Here is a 17214-nt window from a genome sequence, read left to right as displayed (position 1 = left end):
CCTTCCGCGCCGCCCACCGCCTCACCTTCCGCGCCGCCCACCGCGTCGCCTGCCGCTTCCGCGTCGCCTGTCGCGTCCGCGCGGCCGTCGGCCGGTATGCCGCTGGCCGTCTACATCCTCGGCCTCTCGGTCTTCGCGCTCGGCACGAGCGAGTTCATGCTCTCCGGCCTGCTGCCGCCGCTCGCCGCCGACATGGACGTGTCCATCCCGACCGCCGGCCTGCTCATCTCCGCGTTCGCGATCGGCATGGTCATCGGCGCCCCGCTGCTCGCCGTGGCCACCCTGCGCCTCCCCCGACGTACCACGCTCATCGCCCTGATCTCGGTCTTCGGGCTCGGCCAGGTCGCGGGCGCGCTCGCCCCTTCGTACGAGGTGCTGTTCGTGTCCCGGGTGGTCAGCGCGTTCGCGTGCGCCGGGTTCTGGGCGGTCGGCGCGGCCGTCGCCATCGCCATGGTCGCGCCGAACGCGCGCGCCCGCGCGATGGCCGTCATGATCGGCGGGCTCTCCATCGCCAACGTGCTCGGCGTCCCCGCCGGCGCGTTCCTCGGTGAACACCTCGGCTGGCGCTCGGCGTTCTGGGCGGTCGGCGCGGCCTCCGCGGTGGCGCTGATCGGGGTGGCGACCCTGATCCCGCGCATCCCGCTGCCCGCCGAGAAGCCGCGGCTCAAGCGGGAGCTGACCATCTACCGGGACCGTCAGGTCTGGCTCTCCATCGCCGTCACCGCCCTCGCGGCCGGGGGCGTCTTCTGCGCCTTCTCGTACCTCGCCCCGCTGCTCACCGATGTGGCGGGCCTGGACAGCGGCTGGGTCCCGACGGTGCTCGCGCTCTTCGGCATCGGCGCGCTGGTCGGTACGGCGCTGGGCGGCCGGTACGCGGACGCGCACCTCTTCGGCGTCCTGATCAGCGGCACCGCCGCGTCGACGGTGCTGCTCACGCTGCTGGCGCTGACCGCCTCGAACCCGGTCGCCGTCGTCGTCCTGACGTTCCTGCTCGGGGTCTCGGCGTTCTTCACCGCGCCCGCGCTCAACGCCCGTATGTTCAACATCGCCGCCGCGGCCCCCACTCTCGCGGGCGCCACCACGACGGCCGCCTTCAACCTCGGCAACACGGGCGGCCCCTGGCTCGGCGGCACCGTGATCGACGCGGACTTCGGCTTCGCCTCGACGGCGTGGGCGGGCGCGGCGATGACCCTGGTCGCGATCGGCCTGGCGGCGCTGTCGCTCCGCCTCCACCGCGCGACGGCCAGCCGGGTGGTGACCGGCTCGGCGGCGTGCTCGGCCACCGACGCGGTCGCGGAGGCGGCAGCCGCCGCGGACGGGGTCAGCGAGCGGCCGGCCGATCGACGAGGTCTGCCAGCTCGGCCGTGAACAGCAGGGCGGGGTCGAACCCCATCCCGTTGAAGTGACCCGCGACTTCCAGGGACAGGACACCGTGCAGCCGGGTCCAGACGGTCAGGGCCCGGTGGAGGGTGGCGGGCAGGGCGGGGTGACCGCTCGCCCACTGCCGGCGGTCCGCGAGGTGGGCGTCCAACGTGGCCGCCGGGGAGGCCGGGGAGGCCGCGGGCAGTTCGCCGCAGGCGTCGAGCAGCGTCGCCATGATCTCCTGGGAGATCGCGGTGATGTCGTCGGGTGCGTGGTAGCCCGGGACGGGTGTGCCGTAGATGAGGAGGTACCGGTGGGGGTCCTCCAGGGCCCATTCCCGCAGGACGTGCGCGAGCGCGGTCACGTCGGCGCCGGACGCGGTGGCCGTGTCGGCCGCGTGGAGGGCGTCGGCGAGGCTCCGGTACGCGTCCCTGATCAGCTCGGTGATCAGCTCATCGCGGCCGGCGTAGTAGCGGTAGAGCGCGGGGCCGCTCATGCCCATCAGCTTGGCGATCGCGTTGAGGGAGAGCGCGGACGCGCCCGCCGTGGCGATCTGCTCCCAGGCGCGTTCCTTGATCTCCGCTCGCACCTGGGCGCGGTAGCGCTCGCGCGGGGTCTTCGTGCCCGTGTCCGTCATGGCAGGCCGCCTTTCCACGCCTCTCGTACCGATTCCGACACCGATTCCGACACCGATACTGGCACTTGGCATCGACACCGGAACCACTACACCTTAACGATATAATTAGAGGCTATCACGGGGTGGTGGGTGCGGATCAGTGCGCGCCGGGCGGCCCTTCGGACGGCGCAGGCCCGCTTCCGTGAGCCGGCGGACGAGTTCCTTCGGGCCGATCCGCACCGCGCCCGCCCGCACGGCGTCGTCGTAACGGTCCGACGGTACGTCGTAGTGGTCCCGCTCGAAGGCGCGCGGCGGGCAGCCGATCGACGCGGCGAAGGCGTGCAGCTCGCCGAAGGAGACGTCGCTGACCAGGTGTGACCACAGGCGGCCGTGGCCCGGCCAGGTGGGCGGGTCGATGTACACCGTCATACGGACCCGCCCCCGCCCGGCCCGCCCCGCGCCTCGGACCCGTCCGGCCCGCCCAGCGCGCCGACCGCCGCGACCGCCACCCCCGCCTTCCCGCACACCCAGTGCGGGTCGGGCCCCAGCTCCGGCTCCACCTCCAGCGCGTGCGGCTCGCCCTCCACGCAGACCGGGCAGAGCGGCCAGCGCCCGTACCGTTCCATCAGCGCGTCCTGGACGTCCTGGGCGACCAGCCCCACCACGTACGCCACACCCTCGGGCCACTGCCCGACCCACCAGCGGCGGTGCGAGACCGACTCCTCGACCAGGGACACGACCTCGGGGCGCGCCACGTCCCCGGCGGCCAGGTCCGCGAGGACCAGCGCGCGGGCGGCGTGCAGCGCCAGTTCCAGCGGATCGGGGGTCGCGTCCGCGTCCGGATTCGCGTCCGGACCCGCGTGCGCGTCCGGATTCGCGTCCGGGTCCGGGTCCGCGTCCGGAGCCGCGTGCGCGTCCGGGCCCGGAATCTCGTCCGGGGTCGGGGTCTCGTCGTCCATTCCGCAATTGTCACCCGGGTGCCGCCCCACACCCCCCGAGGGGGGTTGACGGTCCGATTTGACGAAAATATCTTTCAAGGGTGACCCACGACGTGAAGGAAAGTTTCAGCGGTGACGCTCCCCCCGCCCCCGCCGCCCTCGCCGCCAAGGTGCGGACCCTCGCACCGACCATGACCCGCTCCATGCAGCTCGTCGCGGAAGCCGTCGCCGGTGACCCCGCCGGCTGCGCCGCCCTCACCGTCACCGGCCTCGCCGAACTGACCGGCACCAGCGAGGCCACCGTCGTCCGCACCGCCCGGCTCCTCGGCTACCCCGGCTACCGCGATCTCCGCCTCGCCCTCGCCGGCCTCGCCGCCCAGCAGCAGTCCGGCCGCGCGCCCTCCGTCACCGCCGACATAGCCGTGGACGACCCCATCGGGGACGTCGTCGCCAAGCTCGCCTACGACGAACAGCAGACCCTCGCCGACACCGCCGCCGGGCTCGACACCGTCCAGCTCGGCGCCGTCGTCGCCGCGTCCGCCGCCGCCCGCAGGATCGACATCTACGGCGTCGGCGCGTCCTCCCTCGTCGGCATGGACCTGGCGCAGAAACTGCTCCGTATCGGCCTCATCGCGCACTCCCACAGCGACCCGCACCTCGCCGTGACCAACGCCGTCCAGCTCCAGCCGGGCGACGTGGCCATCGCGATCACCCACTCCGGCTCCACCGGCGACGTCATCGAACCGCTCCGCGTCGCCTTCGACCGGGGCGCGACGACGGTCGCGATCACCGGCCGCCCGGACAGCCCGGTCTCGCAGTACGCCGACCATGTCCTGACGACCTCCACCGCCCGCGAGAGCGAGCTGCGCCCGGCCGCCATGTCCAGCCGTACGAGCCAGCTCCTCGTCGTCGACTGCCTGTTCATAGGTGTGGCGCAGCGTACGTACGAGACGGCCGCGCCCGCGCTCTCCGCGTCGTACGAAGCGCTCGCGCACCGCCACCGGCCGCGCGGCAACGCCCGCTGACGCGTCCGCTCCCCGTCGCGACGGCTCCACCGCGCATCTCCTTCCCACCGGCACCCGCACCCCCGGAAACCGGCGCCCGCACCCCCGGAAAGAAAGAGCCGCTTCCCCATGTCCTCCACGCACGACACGAACCACAAGAACCACACCCGCCACACGGACAACGGCGCGTACGGCGACCTCCGCGCCCAGCTCGACGCCCTCACCACCGAGGCGTTCCGCCCCGAACTGGCGGAGATCGACCGGCTTCCCACGCTCGACATCGCACGGATCATGAACGGCGAGGACGCCACCGTCCCCGCCGCCGTCGCCGCCCAGCTCCCCCGTATCGCCGCCGCCATCGACGCCACGGCCGAGCGCGTGGCCGACGGGGGCCGGCTGATCTACGCGGGCGCCGGTACGGCGGGGCGGCTCGGCGTGCTGGACGCCAGCGAGTGCCCGCCCACGTTCAACACCGACCCGGGCGAGGTCGTCGGCCTGATCGCGGGCGGCCCCGGTGCGCTGGTCACCTCGGTCGAGGGCGCCGAGGACTCCCGGGAACTGGCGGCGGCCGATCTGACGGCGATAAAGCTGACCTCGGCGGACACGGTCGTCGGCGTCTCCGCCTCCGGCCGCACCCCGTACGCGGTCGGCGCCGTCGAGCACGCCCGCGCCCTCGGCGCGCTCACCATCGGCCTCTCCTGCAACGAGGGCAGCGCGCTCGCGGCGGCGGCCGAACACGGTATCGAGGTCGTCGTCGGGCCCGAAATGCTCACGGGTTCCACCCGCCTCAAGGCCGGCACGGCGCAGAAGCTCGTCCTCAACATGCTCTCGACGATCACGATGATCCGGCGGGGCAAGACGTACGGGAACCTCATGGTCGACGTCCGCGCCTCCAACGAAAAGCTGCGCGCCCGCTCCCGCCGGATCGTCTCCCTCGCCACGGGCGCGTCCGACGACGAGATCGAGTCGGCGCTCGCCGCCACCGGCGGCGAGGTCAAGAACGCCATCCTGCTCGTCCTCGGCGCGGTCGACGGCCCGACGGCCGCGCGGCTGCTGACGGAGAACGACGGCCACCTGCGCGCCGCGCTGCTCCGCGCCCACGCGTCCCCCACCCCTTGACCTCCTGAAGCAAGGCAGCGCCGCATGGACAAGAACCGCGCCACAGCGGAAGCGATCCTCCCGCTCGTCGGAGGCGCCGCGAACGTCGCCTCCGTGGCCCACTGCATGACGCGGCTCCGCCTCGGGCTGCACGACCGTTCCCTGGTGCGGGAGGCGGAGCTGCGGGCGCTGCCCGCGGTGCTCGGGGTGGTGGACGACGCGACGTACCAGATCGTGCTGGGCCCGGGGACGGTGGCGCGGGTGACCCCGGAGTTCGAGGCGCTGCTGACGCGGCCCGGTACCCGGCCGACGCCGTCAACGCCCCCCACACCGTCCGCAGCATCTCCGTCCACACCGTCCGCACCGTCTCCGTCCACGGCTGACGGCCTGGCGGCGAAGGGCGAGGCTATCAGGTCGTCACGGAAGGCCAGGAACGCCACCCCGGTCAAGCTCCTCCTCCGCCGGATCGCCGACATCTTCGTCCCCCTGATCCCCGCCCTCATCGGCTGCGGCATCATCGCGAGCCTGGGCGGTCTGCTCACCAACCTCCACCTGCTGCCCTCCCTCGCCCCCGCGCTCGCCGCGCTCGCGTCCGGATTCATGTCGCTGATCGCGGTGTTCGTCGGCCACAACACGGCGAAGGAGTTCGGCGGCACCCCCGTCCTGGGCGGCGCCGTGGCCGCGGTCATCGTCTTCCCGGGCGTCGCGCACGTCGACGTGTTCGGCCGCCACCTCGCGCCGGGCCAGGGCGGTGTGCTGGGCGCGCTCGCCGCGGCGTTCCTCGCTACGCGTGTCGAGAAGTGGTGCCGGAGGCGGGTGCCGGAGGCGCTGGACGTCCTCGTCACCCCGACCCTGACCGTCCTCGTCGCCGGTCTGGCCACGCTGTACGGCCTGATGTACGTGGCCGGCGAAGTGTCCACCGCCATCGGTGACTTCGCCACCTGGCTCCTCACCTACGGCGGTTCCGTCGCGGGCCTCGTGCTGGGCGGGCTGTTCCTGCCGCTGGTGATGCTGGGCCTGCACCAGGCGCTGATCCCCCTCCACACGACGCTCATCGAGCAGCAGGGGTACACCGTGCTGCTCCCGATCCTGGCGATGGCGGGCGCGGGCCAGGTCGGCGCGGCGGCCGCGGTCCACGTACGTCTCCCCCGCAACACCTCCCTGCGCCGCACCATCCGCTCCGCCCTTCCCGCGGGCCTCCTCGGCGTGGGCGAACCCCTGATCTACGGCGTCTCGCTCCCCCTGGGCCGCCCCTTCGTCACGGCGTGCGTGGGCGGCGCGGCCGGCGGCGGCTTCGTAGGCCTGTTCCATCAGCTGGGCACGGCGGTCGGGGCGACGGCGATCGGCCCGTCCGGCTGGGCCCTCTTCCCGCTCCTGGCCGGCGACCGGGGCCTGGGCGCGGCGCTCGCGGTGTACGGGGGCGGGCTGCTGACCGGATACGTCACGGGGTTCGTCGCCACGTACTACTTCGGCTTCACGAGCACGATACTGGCCGGCCTCGGCACATCCCCGCCCGCGACCGGCGCGCCCACGCCCCCGCAGCCGGCCGCGGAGCCGTCCCCGACGCCCTCGGTGAGCTGACCGCCCGGGTCCTCAGCCGGCGGCGGCCGTGCGCAGGAACTCCACCAGGTCGTCCACGTCGTAGCCGAGCAGCGGCCCCCGCTCGGCGGCCATCAGCAGCAACTGGCCCACGATCGCCGCGCCGCGGCCGTCCGTGCCGTCGGCGGTCCAGTCCCAGAGCCCCTCGATCCCCAGGTCGGTCATGAGGACCCCGTACTCCTCCCGGATCTCCGCGCACAGCACCGCCACGGCGGCGAGCAGGGTGACGCCGGGGCGCTCGCAGCGAAGGCAGAAGTAGTCACCGTAGGGCTCGACCGAACACCCCTGCGGCGGAGCGGACCTGAGTACCCCGTAGCGCGGGGCGTAGAAGTCCGGTGCGCCCTCGGCTTCGCAGTGGATCAGCCGGAACCGGTGCAGGGGCCTGTGCGTTCGGGACGCCACATCCGTGTCCTCGGTGACCCGTGTCGCGTTCAATGTTCACTCCCACGCTCCGTATCGATTGTGTGCACACAGCGTGTCCGAGTGTGGTTAGCCTGAAAAGAGAAGCTGTCCCAACACCGCCACCTGTCCGAACCGGGAGATCCCCATGGCTGGACCCAAACCTCTCGATCCGTCCTCGTCGCCGCGCGCCATGCTCGGCGCGGAGCTGAGACACCGGCGGAACGAAGCGGACCTGTCCCAGGACGAGTTAGGGGCGGCGCTGTTCGTCAGCGGTTCGTTCATCGGGCAGTTGGAGGCGGGGACGCGCAGGATGCAGCCGGAGTACGCGACGCACTTCGACCAGACCTTCGGGACGGGCGGCTTCTTCCTCCGGAACTGCGAGGCGCTGAAGAAGTCCAGGTACCCGGACCACTTCGCCGAGGCGGCGGAGGCCGAGGCGGTCGCGACGATGATCCGGGAGTACGCGCCGCAGCTGATCCCGGGCCTGCTGCAGACGGGCCCGTACGCCACGGCGGTCTTCCGCGCGTACCACCCGACGGCTCCGGAGGACGCCATCGAGGAGCTGCTGGCCGCTCGGCTGGATCGGGCCGCATTGTTGAAGGACCCAACAAAACCGATGGTTTGGACGGTGCTCGACGAGGCGGTGCTGCGCAGGCCCGTGGGGAGCCCGGCCGTGATGGCGGAGGCGCTGCGCCATGTGGCGGCCATGACCCGGCGGCACCGGATCCTCGTACAGGTACTGCCGTTCGCGGCGGGCGCGCACGCGGCGCTGGAGGGCGCGCTCAAGCTGATGGCGTTCGAGGAAGCGCCTCCGCTCGTCTATCTCCAGAGCACCGGATCGGGTCAACTGCTGGACGATCCGGCGACGGTCACCCGACACGAACTGACTTACGATCTACTGGGGGCCACCGCGCTGTCACCGAGAGCATCCTTGGTCCTGATCGAATCAGTGGCGGAGGACTACGCGCGTGACGAGCAGCAGCCATGAGTACGTCCTGAGCGCGGCGAGCCGGCACAAGTCCAGCTACAGCGGAGGCACCGGCGGCAACTGCCGTGAAGTCGCCACGGAGTTCACCGGAGCGGCCATGTGGCGGAAGTCCACCTTCAGCGGCGGCAGCGGCGGTGACTGCCTTGAAGTCGCCGACGGCCTGACCGGCATAGTCCCCGTCCGCGACTCCAAGACCCCCCACGCCCCGGGCCTCGCCTTCCAGGCGCCCGTGTGGTCCGCCTTCGTCACCGAGGTCAAGACCGCCCGGCTGGAGACCCGGAGCGAGGCCCCGTCCGGCCGGTCATGAGACGTCCGGCGGCGAAGAGCGCGGACGCGGGCGGCACGTCGGGTCCTTCATGACGCCGGGGCGTCGCCGGGACGCCCGAGCGGAGGATTCGCCTCACGCCGCCCCACCTCACCTGGGGCCACCGCTCAACCGGCCATCCGGTAGCCGAAGTTCCCGCCCCCGGCGGAGCCGCCCAGCGTGCCCAGGTGGAAGCTGGTGGAGCCGACGCCGGTGACGCCGGTCGACGCGCCGGTGGGGAGCTTCCAGACGCGGCCCTTGTAGCCGTCCTCGCCGTTGCCGCCCACGTAGACCTCCGGGGCACCGTCCCGGTCGGTGTCGGCCACCGCCAGGGCCGAGCCGAAGTGGTCGTTGTTCTCCGAGGTGCTGGGAACACCCTTGCTGTTCTGGGTGAGGGACTTCGCACCGGTGGTGGTGATCCCGGAGGCGCTGCCGCGCAGTACGGTGATCGCGCCCGAGGCCGTGGTGGTCTCCGGGTCGGCGCCGGTCTCGTACGAGGCGCCGATGATCACGTCGTCGTAGCCGTCCTGGTCGGTGTCGCCGATGGCCAGCGCCGAGCCGAAGCGGTCGCCCTCCTCGTCCAGGCCCGGGACGCCGGCGCTCGCCTGCGTGTAGGAGCGGGCCTTCGGGGTGGCGCTGACGCCGTTCGGGCCGCCGTAGGCCACGTAGATCCTGTTGTCCTCCGGGTGGCCCGTCACCAGGTCCTGGTAGCCGTCCTTGTTCAGGTCGCCGAAGGCCGAGGGGTAGAAGGTGCTGTACGCCTGCGGTCCGCCGAAGCCGCTGCCCTTGACGAGGCCGGTGGCCGAGCCCTTCAGCACCAGACCTCCGGGCGTGCCGTTCCCGAGGACGACCCCTCCGCTGGCGACGATGTCGTCGATCCCGTCGCCGGTCAGGTCGCCCACGTGGACGACGGAGGTCAGCAGCTTGTCCTGGGAACCGGTGTCGCGGAACCAGACGCCCGCCGACGTTCCCGTCGTACGGTCGATCGGTCCGAGCCGTACGGAGAGGCCGTACGAGGTGCCGTTGTGGCCGCGCGTGACGAAGTCGTCGACCCCGTCGCCGTTGACGTCACCCACGCCGACGGTGCCGCCGAGGACCTTCGGGTCGTGGGCCCGGTAGGTGCCGGGTGCGACGGTGGTGCCCGCGCCGGTGAGGCCCTTGGCGCTCCCCCAGAGCACCGTGTGCCGCTCCGCCCAGTTGACCACCAGGTCGTCGTAGCCGTCGCCGTCGAGGTCCCCGTGGGCGCTGACCGCGCGCCACCTGCCGTCCTCGACCGGCTCACCGGGGACGCCCGGCGTGGCCTGGCTGATGATCGAGGCCGTGTCGTACGTCAGGCCGGTGGCGGAGCCGTACGCGACGGTGACGACGCCCGCCCGCTTGACTCCGTCGGCGGTCGCCGTGTGCGCGCCGATGGCGAGGTCCGGATAGCCGTCGCCGTTGAAGTCCGCTCCGGAGCCGGCGCCGGAGCCCGCCGCCCCGGCTCCCCCCGCCGTGCCCGTACGGGCGGCGGCCGTGCTCTCGGCGGCGGCCGGTGTCACGCCGCTGACGCCGAGCAGGGCGACCGTGCAGACCGCCGCCGTGGTGAGCGCTCTCCTGCGCATCAGAACCCCCCAGGTTCCCGTGGCGGCCCGGTGGGAGGGCCGCCGAAATAGCCGAACGAGTGTGATCATACGGTCCCCTCCGAGCCGCCACCCACCACCGGCGGCTCTTTACATACGGAGCCAACTCCCCTGTTTACAGGGGCAATTTGACGGCCAATATTCTTTGACGAAGGGGCCTGACGGATCATAGGGTCGGATGTGTCGGGTGAGCTGACCGACGGGGACCGACCGGGGGATCCAAGGGGGGAAGTTCAGCTCATCGAGGACGCGTGAAACATATCCGCGTCCTCGTTCCCGATCGGGCATGCGCGCGGCGTCGCGCTGCCGCATGCCCAATTCACCGGGAAGAAATTGAATCGGAGGTTCGCACGGGCATCGCTCGTGCTCACTTCCCGCACCGCGCCGGCTGTCGCCGGCACACCGACCGGTGCGACATCCGCGCAGGCCACGTACTACAGCGAGGGCATGCCGAAGCGGTCGTTCAACGTCAAAACCGTCGGCATCAACGACCAGTGGGCCAAGCACTTCGACACCGGCCGCAAGAACTGGAACGACGCCGGCGTAAAGGCGAAGATCGGCCGGAAGGCCGGCGCCAAAGCCTCGTTCACGGCCAACCGCTCCAGCGCGAGTTGGTACGGGGTTCACACGCCGTCCGGGACGCGGGCCAGACGGGCTTTCAAGATCCAGGTGAATGCCCGCACCATCGACCGGGATTCCGGTTCGAAGTACGACCAGTGGGTCCGCAGCGCCACCACGCGCGAACTCGGGCACGCGCCGAGTCTCCACGACAACCCGAATACGAGTAAAGCGTCGCTCATGAAGCACAGCCGTAATCGCGCGACGGTGCGGAAGCCGCCGGCGTACGACAAGTCCGAGGTGAAGAGGATCTACTCGTGACAGCGACACGGAACATTCTCGTCATCGGCGCCGCGGCCCTCGCCGCGTTCGGCGTCGTCGGCTGCTCCTCGGACGGCGGATCCACGAACGGATCCACGAACGGGTCCGGATCCGGGTCCTCGGCGCGGTCCGACGTCGTGGCGTACCACGCGGACCACCCCGCCTACGACTCGCTCGACGCGGTCATCGAGGAGTCCGGCCTCGTCGGCGACGGCTCCGCCGCCCGGACCGACGCCCGGACCACCGCCGGGGCTCGCCGGACCGCCCTGCTCGTCGACCGGGACGCCGAGACTCTGGTGGTGCACTCCGAGCCGCGAGGGGGAAGTACATGAGCCGCCTCACGCACCCGTACGGAGCCACCGTCAAGCTCCCCCACCCCGTGGGCATCACCCTGGAGACCGAGAAGCTCAAGGACCACACCCGCTGACGTCCGCCGGGAAAAGCCCGAGGGCGGCACCCCTTCCGCAAGCCGAAGCTCGAAGAAGGGATGCCGCCCCCGGTCAGGACGGTTGATCGACCGGCCGGCCGGACGCGGCGGGCGTCCGGGCGGCCTCAGGTCGATCAGAAGTCCATGTCACCGCCCGGCATGCCGCCGCCGGCCGGGGCCGAACCGGCCTTCTCCGGCTTGTCGGCGATGACGGCCTCGGTGGTGAGGAACAGCGCGGCGATGGACGCGGCGTTCTGGAGAGCGGAGCGCGTGACCTTCGCCGGGTCGATGATGCCCTCGGCGATCATGTCGACGTACTCGCCGGTCGCGGCGTTCAGGCCGTGACCGACCGTCAGGTTGCGGACCTTCTCCACGACGACGCCGCCCTCAAGACCACCGTTGACGGCGATCTGCTTGAGCGGAGCCTCCAGCGCGAGCTTGACGATCGCGGCACCGGTGGCCTCGTCGCCCGTCAGCTCAAGCTTCTCGAAGACCGAGGAAGCCTGGAGCAGAGCCACGCCACCACCGGCGACGATGCCCTCCTCGACGGCGGCCTTGGCGTTGCGCACCGCGTCCTCGATGCGGTGCTTGCGCTCCTTGAGCTCGACCTCGGTCGCGGCGCCGGCCTTGATGACGGCCACGCCGCCGGCCAGCTTCGCGAGGCGCTCCTGGAGCTTCTCGCGGTCGTAGTCCGAGTCGCTGTTCTCGATCTCGACACGGATCTGGCTGACACGGCCAGCGACCTGGTCGCTGTCGCCGCCACCGTCGACGATGGTCGTCTCGTCCTTGGTGATGACGACGTTGCGGGCGCGACCGAGCAGGTCGAGGCCGGCGTTCTCCAGCTTGAGGCCGACCTCCTCGGAGATGACCGTGCCGCCCGTGAGGATGGCGATGTCGTTCAGCATCGCCTTGCGGCGGTCACCGAAGCCCGGAGCCTTGACGGCGACGGACTTGAAGGTGCCCTTGAGCTTGTTGACGACCAGGGTCGACAGGGCCTCGCCCTCGACGTCCTCGGCGATGATCAGCAGGGGCTTGCCGGACTGGATGACCTTCTCCAGCAGGGGAAGGAGGTCCTTCACGCTGCCGATCTTGGAGTTGGCGATCAGGATGTACGGGTCGTCGAGCGACGCCTCCATACGCTCCATGTCCGTGGCGAAGTACGCCGAGATGTAGCCCTTGTCGAAGCGCATGCCCTCGGTGAGCTCAAGCTCAAGGCCGAAGGTCTGCGACTCCTCGACGGTGATGACGCCTTCCTTGCCGACCTTGTCCATCGCCTCGGCGATGAGCTCGCCGATCTGGGTGTCGGCGGCGGAGATGGAGGCCGTCGAAGCGATCTGCTCCTTGGTCTCCACGTCCTTGGCCTGCTCCAGCAGGGCGCCGGAGACGGCCTCGACGGCCTTCTCGATGCCGCGCTTGAGGGCCATCGGGTTGGCGCCGGCCGCCACGTTGCGCAGGCCCTCGCGGACGAGCGCCTGGGCGAGGACGGTCGCGGTGGTCGTACCGTCACCGGCGACGTCGTCCGTCTTCTTGGCGACTTCCTTGACCAGCTCGGCGCCGATCTTCTCGTACGGGTCCTCGAGCTCGATCTCCTTGGCGATGGACACACCATCGTTGGTGATCGTGGGGGCGCCCCACTTCTTCTCAAGGACGACGTTGCGGCCCTTGGGACCGAGGGTGACCTTGACGGCGTCGGCGAGCTGGTTCATCCCGCGCTCGAGACCGCGCCGTGCCTCCTCGTCGAACGCGATGATCTTGGCCATGTGAAGTGGTCCTCCCGGACGAATGGGGTCTCCCCTGCTCGAACGCAGCTGAGAGCTTGGGGAAGGATTCTCCGGACCGCGCTGGCGCCCGCGACGGACGGCCTGAGAGCCGACGGTTCCTTGCCCCGCCGACCCTTCGGGCCTCACCGACCCGGTCCTAAGTTGTCACTCTCACTTGCAGAGTGCTAACGCCAATAATTAGCACTCGACCCAGGAGAGTGCAAGCGTCCACAGGGCATCGCCGGGGGGTGGCGGCCGGTTGGACGGGTGGGCGCAGGCGTCCGCGGGACGCAGTCGGGGCAGGTGGCGGGTGGGCGGGGGCCGCTCGGCGACCGCGGGGTCACGCATGAGGGGCCCGCATCCCCGGGCGGGATGCGGGCCCCTCATGCGTGAGTGCGAGTCTTTACCGAGTACCTGAGTGCGTCGGTGGCCGATCGCGCCGGGATCAGACGGCGAGCTTGACCATGTCCGCCTGCGGACCCTTCTGGCCCTGCGAGATCTCGAACTCCACTCGCTGACCTTCTTCAAGGGTGCGGTAACCGTCCATCTGGATCGCGCTGTAGTGGACGAATACATCCGCACCACCGTCGACCGCGATGAAGCCGTAGCCCTTCTCCGCGTTGAACCACTTGACGGTGCCCTGAGCCATGCCAACTCCCCTATTACTGGCCCTTGCACGGGGCCACACTTCGCGCCGGAACGCGTCGACCGCGGCTGAATGTATCTGCCCAACTGCCCTCTGCAACAGGTCAATCGGACGAGAATTCTGGGCGTGGCCGAACACGCATAGTGCTGAATCCACTGCGTTCCGGGACAAGTCGGGCCGGGCAAAGCGTACGTACGCCGCAAAAGGCTCCAGGACTTTGCCCTCATGTTGTCGCGTTCTCGCTCGCGTGCGGAGCGGGCGACAGTGGGGCGTTCCCACACTCTACCGTGCTCAACCATGTAGAACGGTCCCCTCCGCTTCTCTTGCGGAGAGGACCGTGTCCGGTGGATTCGGGGGCGTCAGCCGCCGGCGACCGCCGGGATGATCGAGATGCCCGCGCCCGCCGGAGTGGCGGTCTCCAGGCCCTGTTCGAAGCGGATGTCGTCGTCGTTCACGTACACGTTGACGAAGCGGCGCAGCTTGCCCTGGTCGTCCAGGACGCGCCCGGAGATGCCCGGGTGGTTCGTCTCCAGCGACTGGATGACCTCGGAGAGGGTGGCGCCCTCCGCCGGAACCTCGGCCTGGCCACCGGTGTAGGTGCGGAGGATGGTGGGGATACGGACCTTGACGCTCATCGTGGGAAGCCTTTCTGCGGTCTGCGGAGTCGGTGGGCCGGCTCGCGGGAGTCGGTGGATCAGCTCACGGCGAGGCCCGCGTCGCGGAACGCGTCGAGGCTCGGGCGGATCGTCGCCGTCGGGCCGGTCGTCGGCGCCACGGCGTCCAGCGTCTTGAGCCCGTCACCGGTGTTGAGGACGACGGTGGTGAGGGACGGGTCGAGCACGCCCGCCTCGATGAGCTTCTTCGTCACGCCGACGGTCACCCCGCCCGCGGTCTCCGCGAAGATGCCCTCGGTGCGCGCCAGCAGCTTGATCGCGTCGACGATCTGCTCGTCGTTGACGTCCTCCACCGCGCCGCCGGTGCGCCGGGCGATGTCCAGGACGTACGGGCCGTCGGCCGGGTTGCCGATCGCCAGGGACTTGGCGATGGTGTCCGGCTTCTGCGGGCGTACGACGTCGTGCCCGGCCTTGAAGGCGGTGGAGACCGGCGAGCAGCCCTCGGCCTGGGCGCCGAAGATCCGGTAGGGACGGTCCTCGACGAGGCCGAGCTTGATCAGCTCCTGGAGCCCCTTGTCGATCTTCGTGAGCTGCGATCCCGAGGCGATCGGGATGACGATCTGGTCCGGCAGCCGCCAGCCGAGCTGTTCGCAGATCTCGTACGCGAGGGTCTTGGAGCCCTCTCCGTAGTACGGCCGCAGGTTGACGTTGACGAAGCCCCAGCCCTCGCCCAGCGGGTCGCCGATGAGCTCGGAGCAGAAGCGGTTGACGTCGTCGTAGTTGCCCTCGATGCCGACCAGGTCCCCGCCGTACACCGCGGCCATGACGACCTTGCCCTGCTCCAGGTCGTGCGGGATGAACACGCAGGAGCGGAAGCCGGCGCGGGCCGCGGCGGCGCCGACGGCGCCCGCGAGGTTGCCGGTGGAGGAGCAGGAGAGGGTGGTGAAGCCGAAGGCGCGGGCGGCCTCGACGGCGATGGCGACGACGCGGTCCTTGAAGGAGTGCGTCGGGTTGCCGGAGTCGTCCTTGATGTGGAGCGAGCCGGTGATCCCCAGTTCACGGGCGAGGTTGTCGGCCTTGACCAGCTTCGTGAAACCCGGGTTGATGTTGGGCTTCGAGGCGACGTCGGCGGGGACGGGCAGCAGCGGCGCGTACCGCCAGATGTTGTCCGGGCCCTCGGCGATGCGCTTCTTCAGCTCTTCGGGGGTGCCGCTCGGCAGGTCGTACGCGACTTCGAGCGGCCCGAAACAGCTCGCGCAGGCGAAGATGGGGCCGAGTTCGAAACGCTCTCCGCATTCGCGGCACGAGAGTGCGGCGGCGGGTCCGAGGTCGACGGTCTCGTTCGTGACGGTCTCGTTCGTACCGCTCGGGACGGTCTGCACAGCCATGGTGGCGAGGCCCTTTCTCCTCATCTTCCTCGCGACGTACTTCGCCGCAAGACGGAATTGGCACCTTCCCCACCGTGACCTCGCGGTCGGCGGGATGGTTGCCGGGACTTCGACGGGCCGTTCCCTCAGTCCCTCTGGATGAGCGCTATGGCGCCGGAACCTGGGCCCGGTGCGTTTGTTCACGTGATGACCCCGGCATGCGGTGGTCATTCGTGTTGTTCAAGACTGTAACCGAAGGTGTGAAGGGTTGAGATAGTCGTCCGCACCGCGAGATGGATCACGTTCGGCGCCCGGGGACCCGCGCGCCGGCGGGCGAATGACCGCACATGTCAAGGATCGCGCAGGGAGTACCGAACGTGCTGGAAGAGGTGGAGCACTGGCTGACCAGGCGTTCCTGGTCGGCCGGGGACCGTACGCTCGACCGGCTCCTGGCGGCGAAGGCGGCGCGCGGCAGCACCGTCAGTGTGGTCCTGCCCGCGCTCGACGAGGAGGAGACGGTCGGCGCGATCGTCTCCGTCGTCCGGCGGGAGCTGATGGAGCGGGTCCGGCTCGTCGACGAGCTGGTGGTGATCGACTCCGGCTCCACCGACCGTACGGGTGAGGTCGCCGCGGCGGCGGGCGCGCGGGTGGTGCACCGGGACACGATCCTGCCGCGGCTGCCCGCGCTGCCCGGCAAGGGCGAGGTGCTGTGGCGGTCGCTGCTGGTGACGAGCGGCGACATCGTGTGCTTCGTCGACGCCGATCTGCGGGAGTTCTCGCCGGATTTCGTCTCCGGGATCGTGGGCCCGCTGCTCACCGAGCCCGAGGTGCAGTTCGTGAAGGCGATGTACGACCGGCCGCTGGGCGGCGGCGGTACGCGGGGGGAGGCCGGCCAGGGCGGCCGGGTGACGGAGCTGGTGGCGCGCCCGCTGCTCAACCTGCACTGGCCGCGGCTGGCCGGTTTCGTCCAGCCGCTGGGCGGGGAGTACGCGGCGCGCCGCTCGCTGCTGGAGCGGCTGCCGTTCCCGGTGGGATACGGCGTGGAGCTGGGCCTGCTGGTGGACGCGCTCCACACGGTGGGGCTGGACGCGCTGGCCCAGGTGGACGTGGGGGTACGGCTCCACCGCCACCAGGACGACCGGGCGCTGGGGCGGATGGCCGCGGCGATCTACCGTACGGCGCAGCTCCGGCTCCAGCGGGGCCATCTCGTACGGCCGCGGCTCACGCAGTTCGAGCGGGGCGAGGACGGTTTCACGCCGCGTACGCACGCGGTGGACACGGAGGAGCGTCCACCGATGCGGGAGATCACGGAGTACACGGCCGGACGCGCGGCGTAACGTCAGATCATCGCACTACTTGCCTACATTGCTGCCTCATGGGCATGAATCTGGCGTTTTCGAGGGCTTCGGAGTTCACGCGGGTGCTGGCACAGGCCGGGTCCACGGCCGAGCGGCTGTGGCTGCTGGGCGGGATGACGTTCGCGCTGACAGCGGCCGGGGTGGTCGCGCTGGCGGCGGCGCGCGGGCGCCGCGACTGACCGGGCGCGGGCGCCGTGACTGACCGGGCGCGGGCACATCGACCGGCGGGGAGG

At 70.9% G+C, this 17214-nt stretch carries 19 protein-coding genes and 1 riboswitch; of the genes, 10 read left to right on the top strand and 9 right to left on the bottom strand.

All coding sequences use genetic code 11. From position 1 onward, the window contains the following. The first annotated feature begins 96 nt into the window (after positions 1–96). Positions 97–1368, top strand: a complete 1272-nt coding sequence (locus ACFXPL_RS09780; RefSeq protein WP_384915432.1) for a Cmx/CmrA family chloramphenicol efflux MFS transporter — start codon at positions 97–99, stop codon at positions 1366–1368. Here ACFXPL_RS09780 and ACFXPL_RS09775 read toward each other — a convergent pair. The 3 genes from ACFXPL_RS09775 to ACFXPL_RS09765 all read right to left on the bottom strand — a co-directional run bounded on the left by ACFXPL_RS09775 (position 1322) and on the right by ACFXPL_RS09765 (position 2793). Beyond that, complete coding sequence (locus ACFXPL_RS09775) at positions 1322–1999, bottom strand: TetR/AcrR family transcriptional regulator (RefSeq protein ID WP_384915281.1); 678 nt, start codon at positions 1997–1999, stop codon at positions 1322–1324. The two genes, ACFXPL_RS09780 and ACFXPL_RS09775, sit on opposite strands and share 47 nt — an antisense overlap. Before the next feature lie 105 nt (positions 2000–2104). Next, positions 2105–2407, bottom strand: coding sequence for a DUF4031 domain-containing protein (locus ACFXPL_RS09770; protein ID WP_384915278.1), 303 nt, complete (start codon positions 2405–2407; stop codon positions 2105–2107). Then, a complete protein-coding gene (locus tag ACFXPL_RS09765; protein WP_384915429.1) occupies positions 2404–2793 on the bottom strand; it encodes a hypothetical protein in 390 nt (129 codons plus the stop codon). The genes ACFXPL_RS09770 and ACFXPL_RS09765 overlap by 4 nt, the downstream gene beginning before the upstream one ends. 224 nt (positions 2794–3017) lie before the next feature. On the opposite strand from ACFXPL_RS09765, the gene ACFXPL_RS09760 reads away from it, so the two are divergent. The 3 genes from ACFXPL_RS09760 (at position 3018) to ACFXPL_RS09750 (ending at position 6599) form a co-directional block, all read left to right on the top strand. After that, entirely contained in the window at positions 3018–3941 is a 924-nt protein-coding gene (locus ACFXPL_RS09760) for a MurR/RpiR family transcriptional regulator (RefSeq protein WP_384915275.1), read from the top strand. 108 nt (positions 3942–4049) lie between these two features. Further along, on the top strand, positions 4050–5039 hold the full coding sequence (murQ, locus tag ACFXPL_RS09755; RefSeq protein ID WP_384915272.1) for an N-acetylmuramic acid 6-phosphate etherase: 990 nt from the start codon (positions 4050–4052) through the stop codon (positions 5037–5039). Between the two features lie 24 nt (positions 5040–5063). Then, positions 5064–6599, top strand: coding sequence for a PTS transporter subunit EIIC (locus ACFXPL_RS09750; RefSeq protein ID WP_384915269.1), 1536 nt, complete (start codon positions 5064–5066; stop codon positions 6597–6599). A gap of 12 nt (positions 6600–6611) precedes the next feature. On the opposite strand, the gene ACFXPL_RS09745 is transcribed toward ACFXPL_RS09750, so the two are convergent. Beyond that, entirely contained in the window at positions 6612–7052 is a 441-nt protein-coding gene (locus tag ACFXPL_RS09745; protein ID WP_384915266.1) for an amidase, read from the bottom strand. A gap of 112 nt (positions 7053–7164) precedes the next feature. On the opposite strand from ACFXPL_RS09745, the gene ACFXPL_RS09740 reads away from it, so the two are divergent. Next, on the top strand, positions 7165–8007 hold the full coding sequence (locus ACFXPL_RS09740; RefSeq protein WP_384915264.1) for a helix-turn-helix domain-containing protein: 843 nt from the start codon (positions 7165–7167) through the stop codon (positions 8005–8007). Then, positions 7988–8314, top strand: coding sequence for a DUF397 domain-containing protein (locus tag ACFXPL_RS09735; protein WP_384915261.1), 327 nt, complete (start codon positions 7988–7990; stop codon positions 8312–8314). Before ACFXPL_RS09740 ends, ACFXPL_RS09735 begins: the two co-directional genes overlap by 20 nt. Before the next feature lie 125 nt (positions 8315–8439). On the opposite strand, the gene ACFXPL_RS09730 is transcribed toward ACFXPL_RS09735, so the two are convergent. Beyond that, the gene (locus ACFXPL_RS09730; RefSeq protein WP_384915258.1) at positions 8440–9912 is read right to left on the bottom strand and encodes a VCBS repeat-containing protein; all 1473 of its coding nucleotides are present in this window, start codon (positions 9910–9912) and stop codon (positions 8440–8442) included. A gap of 381 nt (positions 9913–10293) precedes the next feature. Between ACFXPL_RS09730 and ACFXPL_RS09725 the strand changes: the two genes are divergently transcribed. Both ACFXPL_RS09725 and ACFXPL_RS09720 read left to right on the top strand, forming a co-directional pair. Then, entirely contained in the window at positions 10294–10809 is a 516-nt protein-coding gene (locus ACFXPL_RS09725) for a hypothetical protein (protein WP_384915256.1), read from the top strand. After that, positions 10806–11141 carry a hypothetical protein gene (locus ACFXPL_RS09720; RefSeq protein ID WP_384915253.1) on the top strand — a complete coding sequence of 112 codons (336 nt, stop codon included), beginning with the start codon at positions 10806–10808 and terminating at the stop codon, positions 11139–11141. The genes ACFXPL_RS09725 and ACFXPL_RS09720 overlap by 4 nt, the downstream gene beginning before the upstream one ends. Before the next feature lie 229 nt (positions 11142–11370). Here the strand turns inward: ACFXPL_RS09720 and groL are convergent, their stop codons facing one another. The 4 genes from groL to thrC form a co-directional block, all read right to left on the bottom strand. Then, entirely contained in the window at positions 11371–12996 is a 1626-nt protein-coding gene (gene groL, locus ACFXPL_RS09715; protein ID WP_384915250.1) for a chaperonin GroEL, read from the bottom strand. Positions 12997–13441: 445 nt separating this feature from the next. Continuing rightward, positions 13442–13645, bottom strand: coding sequence for a cold-shock protein (locus ACFXPL_RS09710; protein WP_005315736.1), 204 nt, complete (start codon positions 13643–13645; stop codon positions 13442–13444). A 356-nt stretch (positions 13646–14001) separates the two neighbouring features. Then, positions 14002–14277, bottom strand: a complete 276-nt coding sequence (locus ACFXPL_RS09705; protein WP_384915247.1) for a MoaD/ThiS family protein — start codon at positions 14275–14277, stop codon at positions 14002–14004. Between the two features lie 59 nt (positions 14278–14336). Further along, a complete protein-coding gene (thrC, locus tag ACFXPL_RS09700; protein WP_384915244.1) occupies positions 14337–15644 on the bottom strand; it encodes a threonine synthase in 1308 nt (435 codons plus the stop codon). 17 nt (positions 15645–15661) lie between these two features. Continuing rightward, a riboswitch (SAM riboswitch) is annotated at positions 15662–15789 on the bottom strand. 211 nt (positions 15790–16000) lie between these two features. Between thrC and ACFXPL_RS09695 the strand changes: the two genes are divergently transcribed. Together ACFXPL_RS09695 and ACFXPL_RS09690 are read left to right on the top strand one after the other, a co-directional pair. Beyond that, entirely contained in the window at positions 16001–16960 is a 960-nt protein-coding gene (locus ACFXPL_RS09695; protein ID WP_384915426.1) for a glucosyl-3-phosphoglycerate synthase, read from the top strand. Positions 16961–16998: 38 nt separating this feature from the next. After that, the gene (locus tag ACFXPL_RS09690; protein ID WP_384915241.1) at positions 16999–17160 is read left to right on the top strand and encodes a hypothetical protein; all 162 of its coding nucleotides are present in this window, start codon (positions 16999–17001) and stop codon (positions 17158–17160) included. Positions 17161–17214 lie beyond the last annotated feature (54 nt).

The organism is Streptomyces sp. NPDC059092 (genome assembly GCF_042756365.1).
Taxonomy (GTDB): Bacteria; Actinomycetota; Actinomycetes; order Streptomycetales; family Streptomycetaceae; genus Streptomyces.
The sequence above is the reverse complement of the archived record's forward strand: the minus strand, read 5'-3'. Positions and strand labels throughout refer to the sequence as shown.

Bases quoted from the DNA above. Each gene is read 5' to 3' on its own strand.
- ACFXPL_RS09780 (WP_384915432.1), top strand. From the start codon at position 97: ATGCCGCTGGCCGTCTACATCCTCGGCCTCTCGGTCTTCGCGCTCGGC.
- ACFXPL_RS09775 (WP_384915281.1), bottom strand. From the start codon at position 1,999: ATGACGGACACGGGCACGAAGACCCCGCGCGAGCGCTACCGCGCCCAG.
- ACFXPL_RS09770 (WP_384915278.1), bottom strand. From the start codon at position 2,407: ATGACGGTGTACATCGACCCGCCCACCTGGCCGGGCCACGGCCGCCTG.
- murQ (WP_384915272.1), top strand. From the start codon at position 4,050: ATGTCCTCCACGCACGACACGAACCACAAGAACCACACCCGCCACACG.
- ACFXPL_RS09750 (WP_384915269.1), top strand. From the start codon at position 5,064: ATGGACAAGAACCGCGCCACAGCGGAAGCGATCCTCCCGCTCGTCGGA.
- ACFXPL_RS09740 (WP_384915264.1), top strand. From the start codon at position 7,165: ATGGCTGGACCCAAACCTCTCGATCCGTCCTCGTCGCCGCGCGCCATG.
- ACFXPL_RS09730 (WP_384915258.1), bottom strand. From the start codon at position 9,912: ATGCGCAGGAGAGCGCTCACCACGGCGGCGGTCTGCACGGTCGCCCTG.
- groL (WP_384915250.1), bottom strand. From the start codon at position 12,996: ATGGCCAAGATCATCGCGTTCGACGAGGAGGCACGGCGCGGTCTCGAG.
- ACFXPL_RS09710 (WP_005315736.1), bottom strand. From the start codon at position 13,645: ATGGCTCAGGGCACCGTCAAGTGGTTCAACGCGGAGAAGGGCTACGGC.
- ACFXPL_RS09705 (WP_384915247.1), bottom strand. From the start codon at position 14,277: ATGAGCGTCAAGGTCCGTATCCCCACCATCCTCCGCACCTACACCGGT.
- thrC (WP_384915244.1), bottom strand. From the start codon at position 15,644: ATGGCTGTGCAGACCGTCCCGAGCGGTACGAACGAGACCGTCACGAAC.
- ACFXPL_RS09690 (WP_384915241.1), top strand. From the start codon at position 16,999: ATGGGCATGAATCTGGCGTTTTCGAGGGCTTCGGAGTTCACGCGGGTG.